The organism is Arthrobacter sp. 179 (assembly GCF_052379645.1).
Classification (GTDB): domain Bacteria; phylum Actinomycetota; class Actinomycetes; order Actinomycetales; family Micrococcaceae; genus Arthrobacter_H.
Genome location: NZ_JBQSYU010000048.1, coordinates 1 through 5,144 on the forward strand (window position 1 = coordinate 1; position 5,144 = coordinate 5,144).

General features: G+C 60.1%; 4 protein-coding genes. 3 read left to right on the top strand and 1 reads right to left on the bottom strand.

Going from position 1 to position 5,144, the window contains the following annotated elements:
* Positions 1–506: 506 nt before the first annotated feature.
* From ACT3UE_RS15630 to ACT3UE_RS15640, 3 genes are all read left to right on the top strand, one after another.
* Complete coding sequence (locus ACT3UE_RS15630) at positions 507–1,220, top strand: 3-oxoacyl-ACP synthase III family protein (protein ID WP_444567011.1); 714 nt, start codon at positions 507–509, stop codon at positions 1,218–1,220.
* An 83-nt stretch (positions 1,221–1,303) separates the two neighbouring features.
* On the top strand, positions 1,304–1,945 hold the full coding sequence (locus ACT3UE_RS15635) for an ABC transporter ATP-binding protein (protein ID WP_444555741.1): 642 nt from the start codon (positions 1,304–1,306) through the stop codon (positions 1,943–1,945).
* Complete coding sequence (locus tag ACT3UE_RS15640; RefSeq protein WP_444567012.1) at positions 1,942–4,224, top strand: ABC transporter permease; 2,283 nt, start codon at positions 1,942–1,944, stop codon at positions 4,222–4,224. Before ACT3UE_RS15635 ends, ACT3UE_RS15640 begins: the two co-directional genes overlap by 4 nt.
* Positions 4,225–4,284: 60 nt before the next feature.
* Here ACT3UE_RS15640 and ACT3UE_RS15645 read toward each other — a convergent pair whose 3' ends face one another.
* Positions 4,285–4,908: a ScbR family autoregulator-binding transcription factor gene (locus ACT3UE_RS15645; RefSeq protein WP_444567013.1), complete on the bottom strand. Its 624-nt coding sequence runs from the start codon at positions 4,906–4,908 to the stop codon at positions 4,285–4,287.
* Positions 4,909–5,144: the final 236 nt, after the last annotated feature.

The following is a 5,144-nucleotide window of genomic DNA, read 5'->3' on the forward strand; positions in this document are numbered from 1 at the left end:
AGTGAGTATTTGTTGGAGACCAATTTAGTCGGAAATCAGCACTGCTTTCGGCTCGACGACCTGGGTAGTCAGGTGTTCACATTCGACAAGTTGAACGTGGCCGAGTTCGTCATGAGGATGCCGGGAAATTTACCAAACGTCCCACTCTTGGGCGTCGACCTCCACACGTCTGAATTCGTTCTGTCTTTTTCACTGACCGGTCGGCTAGTATGTCGATTATCGTTGATGCTTAGGGGAGGAAGTCCGGTCATGGGTACTTTGTCAGTTCGGGTTTTGGGATCAGGGGAAGCGCTACCACGACGGATCGTTCCGACAGCGGAGGTTGCCGCTCTCTGCGGAATCTCCGCGGAGGAAGCCATACAGCGGACCGGGATACACCATAGGCATTGGATCAGTGCCGACGAGGACCCTCTAGCGCAGGGCGCTTTGGCCGCGGAGAGGGCCATTGAAGATGCCGGACTGATCCTGAGGATATCGACCTGGTGCTCAATGCCTCGGGAAGTCCCATGCAGGCCATCCCCGACGGAGGTGCACTCATCGCTAGCCAGTTGGGGATAACCGGAAAATTTGCGTTCTCCATTCATGCAACTTGCATTTCGTTCCTGGTGGCCTTCCAACAAGCGGCTCTCATTCTTGAAGCTGGCCTTGCTGCCAACATCCTGGTGGTTTCGACGGAGGCTGGTAGCCGCGGACTGAATTTCAGTCAGCCAGAAAGCGCCTGTCTCATCGGCGATGCAGCGGCGGCAGTGGTGCTGGGAAAAGCAGATCGTTCGGGCCAAGGAATCACGGATTCATCGTTCTTCACGGATCAACGGGGGATTCGTGATGCCGAAATTCGCGGTTTTGGCAGTCGGTTGCGCGTCGATGACGCCCCCGCACACCCGGAGGACTTCCAGTTCGATATGCAGGGCCTGAAGTTGCTTCGGGGCGCCATTGGAACTTTTCCGCCCTTCCTCGAAGCTCTCCGCCCCGGGTTGAGCACCAGCGCGGAGGGGATCGACCATGTGATTCCCCACCAAACGAGCAAAGCCGGAATGGAAATGATGGCCAGGTTCTGGGGACGGGAGAAGATGACCATCACCCTGGCGGAGGTGGGCAATACCATCGCCGCCAGCATCCCCCTGGCCCTGCATAGGACGCGGATCCGACCCGGAGAGACCGCGTTGCTGGTGGGAACGGGCTCGGGAACGCACTATGGAGCGCTGATCGTCCAGTGGTAGCTACACACCCGACCTATATCTCGACCAGTGGCGCGGGCCGGACCTTCGGCACCGGACACGCCCGAGTCGTTGCGCTGGCGGACGTGAGTGTCCAGATTGCCGCCGGTGAGTTCACCGTTATCCTCGGTCCTTCCGGGTCGGGGAAGACCACTCTACTGAACATCATCGGGGGCATGGACAGCCCGAGCACAGGCACCATCCGTGTTGGCGAAGACCATCTGGAGTCGCTGTCGGATCGTGCCCTGACGCAGTATCGGCGCGCTCAAGTCGGATTTGTCTTCCAGTTCTACAACTTGGTGCCCAATCTGACCGCCGTCGAGAATGTTGCCCTCGCGGCTGCTCTGGTCATGTCACGTCGCGAGGCGGGGAGCATCGCTACTGATCTGTTGCGTCGCGTCGGACTCGGACACCGGCTCAACCAGTTTCCTCGCCATCTCTCGGGCGGGGAAATGCAACGAGTGGCGATCGCGCGGGCGCTGGCCAAGAGGCCGGCCCTCTTGCTTTGCGACGAGCCCAGTGGTGCCCTGGATTCTCAGACCGGGGTGGAGATTCTCGCCCAATTGCAAGAAACCGCGCACGCTACGGGCACCGCCGTGGTTGTTGTGACGCATGATCAATTGTTGGCTGCCGCTGCCGATAAACTCATCCGTCTGGCGGACGGAAAAATCATTGAGGACACCCACAATGCGACCCCCGAGATCATCGGTCGGCAGGCTTCCGCATGATGGTGCTGTTCATCCACAAACTCGGCAGGGACCTGCGAGAGCATTGGGCCCAATTCGCCGCCGTTTGCCTCATGGCAGCCCTCAGCGTTCTAATCTTTTCGGGTCTGGAAGGCGGGTGGAAGGGAATCGAAATGGAGCTTGATTCCTTTGCCGCTGAGAACAGGATGCCTGACGCATGGATCACCGGTCTAGACCTCACCGATGAGGATCTTGCCGAAGTCGAGCAGATCGGTGGTGTGGACGAGGCCGCCCTGGTGTCTTCGATCCCGGTCACGGTAACCCGTGGAGGGACGGTCGATGATCTTGAACTGTCCACCAGAGGCGTCAGCGACATCAATTCGCCGCGGGTCGTCACCGGCGCCCCGGTGGACTCCTCGGACGGAGTTTGGCTCGACGAGTCCTACGCGAAAGCCAACAATCTGGACACAGGCGATCGGATGACCGTGACGCGTGAGGGGGAGGAAACAGAACTACGCATCAATGGGCTGATACTCCAACCGGACAAGATAGCCTATGCCGGTAGTGGGATGGTCGCCCCCGACGCTTCGACCTACGGCTATGGGCTGGTCAGCAACGAGACCGCCATGGAACTGGCCGCCCAAGCACCCGTCAGCCAGAGCATCGTGGTGAGCGGGGACCCCGCACAATTGGGTGATGCGGTCAGGACGATCCTGGGCGATCGGTACGGGTCGTTTACTGAAACAGATACTTACCCCCATGTCGCGACCGCGTACGAGCGGGTGGACCAGATCCGGAGTCTGTCGTACCTGTTCTCGTCGTTGTTCCTCCTCGTGGCCTTGCTATCGATTTCCACCTCCATCCGGCGTCTCACCGATATCCAACGCGCCGAGGTGGCCATCCTGAAAGCCCTTGGCTACTCGAATCGAGTTATCGCCTCCTACTACACCGCGGTGGGGATCGTCGCCGTATCGGCAGGTTGCGTCGCGGGACTGGCGCTGACGCCCGCGTTGTCCCGCTATGTTCTTGATACGCAGCAGGGCAGCTTCTCGTTGCCCATCTGGCAGCCCGCCTATGCCATCGACAGCGCTGCCCTTCCACTCGTGCTGATTACGGTCTGTATCGTCGCGTCCTGGTCTGCAACCCGCCGCATGCGAAGGATGAGCCCGGCAGAGGGGATGCGGCCAGACACGGGGAGGGCTCGACGGACACCACTTGAACGCCTGCGCGCCATATGGCAGCGGATTCCCTATGGCAGCAGGTGGGCCATTCGGGATGCCACGGGTAGTCCCGTCCGGGTCATTATGGGGGTCATCGCGACGACAGGATGCATGATGCTACTTGTCACCGGCTTCGGGATGCCGGATACGCTCAATAAGCAGGTGGAGCTGTCTTACGAGGAACAGTATCGTTACGACACACGTCTGCAGATCTCCCCGCTGGCAGGTGCGGGGGCACGAGACAGGATCGAATCCGAAGCCGGGACCGGACAGTGGATCGAGCAGTCCCCGGCGCGCATCGACTCTGATGGAGGTGTCGAGCACACCTTGACAGTTCTGGGAGAGGGGGATCTCTTCCGGGCTCTCGATTCAGGCGGAGACCCGGTGACGGTGAACGACGGCGCAATCATCAGTGAGCGGCTCGCTAATCAACTGGGCGTCGATGTCGGAGACGAGATCAACGTGGAAACGACGGATGGCTCCGGTATCGATCTCCAGATCACCGCGTTGACCTCCATCTCCGAACCCCAAGGTGTCCTCGTCTCGGATTCCACCTGGGACGCAGCCGGAGGGATATTCACGCCAAACGGCTATCTGACCGAGAAGTCCGTTGGCCAGGAGGTCATCGACCTGTCCGCCGTGGCCGGGGCGGTCACGCTCGACGAGCAGAGCGAAAATGCGCGGTCGCTGGTCGCGTCCCTGACCAGCGTTTTCACGCTCATTAAGGTCTTTGCGATCATCCTCGCCGTCGTAGTCCTTTATAATCTCGGCGCGATGAGCTTCACCGAACGTATCCGAGACTACGCGACCCTGCGCGTCTTGGGCTTCCATCATCAGGAACTCCGATCTCTGGCCAGCCGCGAGAACATTTCCACCACCTTGATCGGGTGGCTCTTGGGCATCCCGGCCGGGTGGTGGTTCCTCGGTGAATATGTTGGCCTGTTCAGCACGGATCGAGCCAGTTATCACCCGTTCATTACGATGGGAAGCTGGGCCATTGCGTCCCTGATTACGATCGTTTTCGCGATGACTGCGACGCTGATGTTGACCAGGCGGATCAAGGGCATCGATATGACGAGCGCGCTCAAAGGCGTCGAATAGCAGCACTACCACGTGCGGACCCGGTGGCTGGTCCTGTTCTGGGAAGGAGTCAGGTAGCTTTTAGCTCGTGCGTACTGCCGCGATCCCGGGCAGAAACATTTCCCACATCGCTTCAACTCGCTCGACGAGATCGGAGCGCCCAGTGAGCTGGTGGGATATTTCCTGGGCACCGAAGAAGCCGGCAACGATCTGCCACGCGACGGCGTCGAGATCCAGATCGGGGCGAACCTCCCCCCCGTGGCGGGCTTCACCCAGATGCTTTGCGACCGACTCGACCCATGCGAGGAACGGAGTCGGCAGGTCGATGCCAACGAGATTGGCTTCGCGCATCAGTCGGAGTGGTGCCCGGACTCCGGCGTCATCCCGATAGCGGCGCGCGACTTCGGCCGAGAGCCAACGCAGTGCTGTCAGTCCTGTCAGTTCGCGATCGGAGATTGCCTGCACGAGTGACTCCCACGCCGAGAAATACGTATCGATCACGGCTTTGGCCAGGTCGGACTTGGAATTGAAGTGGAAGTACACCGATCCTTTGGTCAATTCGATGCGCTTCGCGATTTCGCTCAGGGCGACCGCAGCATATCCACGCTCGTCAAATTCCTCCGCAGCCACCCGCAGGATCGAGGCCCGCGTGCGCTGCCGCTGCTGTTCGCGCATCGCCAGTTCCACTGCGCTCTCATCATCCACTAGTCGGTCGGTATGCCAATACCTTATCAGCCGTTGATTTCCAGTGAATGGCACCCATCCCTACATCAGGTTTTTGGAGCCCGTGCCTGCGAACGTGAGCCGGGTTCTGCCCGGAGTTAGGCCGTGGCAACTTCGTCTGGATCGTGGTGCGGGCGGGGAAGTGTGTGAGCTTCGGGAATTGGCAGCGCGGAATGTCATACGTCGCTGTTGAAGTGAAACTAGAGGCCCCGCCTTAG

Bases quoted from the DNA above. Each gene is read 5' to 3' on its own strand.
- ACT3UE_RS15640 (WP_444567012.1), top strand. From the start codon at position 1,942: ATGATGGTGCTGTTCATCCACAAACTCGGCAGGGACCTGCGAGAGCAT.
- ACT3UE_RS15630 (WP_444567011.1), top strand. From the start codon at position 507: ATGCAGGCCATCCCCGACGGAGGTGCACTCATCGCTAGCCAGTTGGGG.